At 61.1% G+C, this 3785-nt stretch carries 4 protein-coding genes; 3 read left to right on the forward strand and 1 reads right to left on the reverse strand.

What is annotated here, in order from left to right; all coding sequences use genetic code 11:
* Positions 1 to 296: 296 nt before the first annotated feature.
* From PSV33_RS04340 to pth, 3 genes are all read left to right on the forward strand, one after another.
* On the forward strand, positions 297 to 1271 hold the full coding sequence (locus PSV33_RS04340) for a ribose-phosphate pyrophosphokinase (protein ID WP_300514099.1): 975 nt from the start codon (positions 297 to 299) through the stop codon (positions 1269 to 1271).
* A gap of 231 nt (positions 1272 to 1502) precedes the next feature.
* Positions 1503 to 2201 (forward strand): 50S ribosomal protein L25/general stress protein Ctc, encoded by a 699-nt coding sequence (locus PSV33_RS04345; RefSeq protein ID WP_300559139.1) that lies wholly within the window; start codon positions 1503 to 1505, stop codon positions 2199 to 2201.
* A gap of 146 nt (positions 2202 to 2347) precedes the next feature.
* The gene (pth, locus tag PSV33_RS04350; RefSeq protein WP_300559142.1) at positions 2348 to 2974 is read left to right on the forward strand and encodes an aminoacyl-tRNA hydrolase; all 627 of its coding nucleotides are present in this window, start codon (positions 2348 to 2350) and stop codon (positions 2972 to 2974) included.
* Between the two features lie 578 nt (positions 2975 to 3552).
* Here the strand turns inward: pth and PSV33_RS04355 are convergent.
* Positions 3553 to 3785: YfhL family 4Fe-4S dicluster ferredoxin (locus PSV33_RS04355; RefSeq protein WP_300559144.1), on the reverse strand; the 233-nt coding region annotated here is incomplete at its 5' end.

Here is a 3785-nt window from a genome sequence, read left to right on the forward strand (position 1 = left end):
CACCGGATTTTGATTCCGGCATTCGCAGGTTCGAATCCTTCCACCCCTGCCAAAATTTTCGGGTCCCACGTGGGGCCCGTGTTTTTAGGTCACCCGAATGGGGGGCCGTGCTCGCTGACTGTTGAGTGTCTCCGGTGAAGGCCCTGCCTGCGCAATTCAGACCCTGAATTGGCCGGCAGTCAACGGCCAGAAGCCGCATTGGCATGGAACGGACACAGGGCGTCCGTGTTTTCAGTGCGCTTATTGCTTTTATCCATTCAGCAACGTTTTCTTCCTGGACACCCGCTGGGCCACACATGCAACCGCACCACTCCGACTTCATGCTTTTCACCGGCAATGCCAATCCGGGCATGGCATCCGAGATCGCCCAGCACCTGGGTATTTCGCTGGGAGCCGCGCACGTGGGACGTTTTTCCGACGGCGAAGTGACGGTCGAGATCCAGCAGAACGTGCGGGCGCGCGACGTCTTTGTGGTGCAGTCCACCTGCGCGCCCACCAATGAAAACCTGATGGAACTGCTGATCATGGTCGACGCGCTCAAGCGTGCCTCGGCCGAGCGCATTTCCGCCGTGATTCCCTACTTCGGTTACGCCCGCCAGGACCGCCGCCCGCGTTCAGCGCGCGTGCCGATCAGCGCCAAGGTGGTGGCCAACATGCTGCAGGCCGTCGGTGTTTCGCGCGTGCTGACCATGGACCTGCATGCCGACCAGATCCAGGGCTTTTTCGACATCCCGGTCGACAACATTTACGCCTCCCCCGTGCTGCTGGGCGACCTGCGCCAGAAAAACTACAACGACCTGATGGTGGTGTCGCCCGACGTCGGCGGCGTGGTGCGCGCACGCGCCCTGGCCAAACAGCTGGGCTGCGACATGGCCATCATCGACAAGCGCCGTCCCAAGGCCAATGTGTCGGAAGTGATGCATGTGATCGGCGACATCGACGGGCGCAACTGCGTGATCATGGACGACATGATCGACACCGCCGGCACGCTGGTGAAGGCCGCCGAGGTGCTCAAGGAGCGCGGTGCCAAGAAGGTTTACGCGTATTGCACACACCCGATTTTTTCGGGCCCCGCGATTGAACGCATTGCGCAGGGCGAGGCCCTCGACGAAGTGGTGATCACCAACACCATTCCCCTGAGCCAGGCCGCCCAGGACTGCAAGAAAATTCGCCAACTTTCCGTGGCGCCGCTGATTGCCGAAACCATCCAGCGCATCGCCAACGGGGAGTCGGTCATGAGTTTGTTCTCGGACCAGGACAACCTGTTCTGATCCAGGGCAAAAAGCCGGCTGCATTTTTTTGCAGCCTTTTTACGGAAGATTTCAGAAATTCGATTGCTGGGATGCAGGGCAAGGCGCCCGGAGCGCAGGACACCGGAATGCACTTGCGTGCATGAGGATTCCGAGCACCGCGCAACGCCGCCATGCGCCCAGGAATTGGATTTATGGAGTTTTCCGGTATCGGGGTGAGCTGGTCGCGGCCCACCCTTTTTGGAGAAAATTATGAAATTCGTCGCTTTTGAGCGCGCCAAGCAGGGTACGGGTGCGAGCCGCCGTCTCCGCATCACCGGTCGCACGCCCGGTATCGTTTACGGTGGCACCGGTGAACCGTCGCTGATCGAACTCGATCACAACGCACTGTGGCACGCCATCAAGAAAGAAGCTTTTCACGCTTCCGTCCTCGAGATGGAACTGGGCGGCAAGACACAAAAGGTCTTGCTGCGTGATCTGCAGATGCACCCGTTCAAGCAACTGGTCCTGCACATCGACTTCCAGCGCGTCGACGCGAAGACCCGCCTGACCATGAAAGTGCCACTGCACTACAGCGGCCAGGAAGAGTCCCCAGCGGTCAAGGCCGAGAACTGCCTGGTCAACCACGTGCTGACCGAGCTGAGCATTTCCTGCCTGCCCAAAGACCTGCCTGAATTCATCGCCGTCGATCTGGCTGGCCTGAAAAAAGGCACCTCGCTGCACGTCAAGGACATCATGCTGCCCAAAGGCGTGAAGTTTGTCGCCAAAGGCGGCCAGGACAACCCGGTGCTGGTGTCGGTCTCTGCCGTTTCGGAAGAAGCTGAAGCCGATGCCGCAGCAGCCGCTGCCGCAGCCGTGCCTGTGGATCCCAAGGCGGCCAAGGCCGCTGCGGCCAAGGAAGCCAAAGCCGGCGCCAAGGCCGACGCTGCCAAGCCTGCTGCCAAGAAGTAATTCATGACGGCACCGGCCTGAAAAGGCCAGCGGCCCTTGTCCTCCCCGGAGGTCAAGGGCCGTTTTTCTTGGGGCCAGGTCTTGCTGCACCCATAATCCGGTGGCGGGCCCACCTGAAGACCGCTTTTTCCCTCTCATCACACAGCATGATCAAACTTTTTGTAGGCTTGGGAAACCCAGGCCCCGACTACGAGGCGACCCGCCATAACGCCGGTTTCTGGTGGACCGAGGCGCTGGCGCGCGAACTCAAGCTGAGCCTGGCACTCGACAAGAACTACCACGGCCGCGTCGCCCGCACCACCGTCAAGGGCCAGACCGTCTGGCTGCTCGAGCCGCTGACCTTCATGAACCTGTCAGGCAAATCGGTGGCGGCACTGGCGCGTTTTTTCAAGATCGCCCCCGAAGAGATCCTGGTGGCCCACGACGAGCTCGACATCGTGCCCGGCCAGGCCAAACTCAAGTTCGGCGGCAGCCACGCTGGCCACAACGGCCTGCGCGACATCCATGCCCAGCTCGGCACAGGCGACTACTGGCGCCTGCGCATCGGCGTGGGCCACCCGGGCGTGAAGTCGGAGGTCATCAACTGGGTGCTGAAAAAGCCGTCCCAGGAACACCGTCAGGCGATCGAGGACAGCATCGCGCGCGCGCTCAAGGCCGTGCCCGACCTGCTGGCCGGAGAGATGGAAAAAGCCACCATGCTGATCCACACCAGCGCGCCGCAGCGGCCCAAGCCGCCGCGCAAGCCTGAAGCTGAAGACTCCGTCAACGATTAGCGGCTTCACGCTGCGACAGCGGTCTGCCCCCGACAGTAGTTTCAGCTCCCCACTCCCACCCCTAACCCCTGCCCTCGCCCCGCTGGGCGATGGAGGGGGACTTCATTTGGCTACGTGTGCTGTTGCCCCGTGCAAACATGACGGCTGGTTGAGTTCGACATGACGCGCTGCGCGCGTCATGTCTCCCCGCATTCGGTATTTGTCTTCGTTTCCCCACCCGTCGGGCTGGGCCGAGGAGCGCAGGCAAAAGCGGATCAGGGCTGGCGTTGTTTGAGCCGCAGGCGAGTTTAGCCAGACCCCGCTTTTGTCGAGCACCACAGGTTGCCTGGAGCGAAGCGGAAGGACCCGGACCATCGGGTCGCCTTTCTCTTGGGTACTTTTCTTTGGCGAAGCAAAGACAAAGTGCCTCGCCCGCCGGGGCGAGACCCGGCTTGTTGGCAAGCTGCAGCCCTTCAAAAAAAATGGTCGGTGAGCAAGCAGGGATCCCGGTTCAAGTCCGGGACGACAGATGCGGAAAAATTTGCTATTAATTCAATAGCTTCTTGCGCCCACCAGACAAGGGCTGGAGGCCAAAAAGACTATGAAGAACGCGCTGCCACCGCCGCCGCAGGCTGCTCCGCCTGCAGCCGCTGATACTTCTGCCAGAGCGTTTCGCGGTCTTCAATGAAGGCCGGGTTGACGGGAATACACGCCACCGGACACACCTGCACACACTGCGGCTCATCGAAATGGCCGACACACTCGGTGCAGCGATTCGGGTCGATCTCGTAGATTTCCTTGCCCAGGTAAATCGCCTGGTTCGGGCATTCGG

This window comes from Polaromonas sp., assembly GCF_029945895.1.
GTDB lineage: Bacteria > Pseudomonadota > Gammaproteobacteria > Burkholderiales > Burkholderiaceae_C > Polaromonas.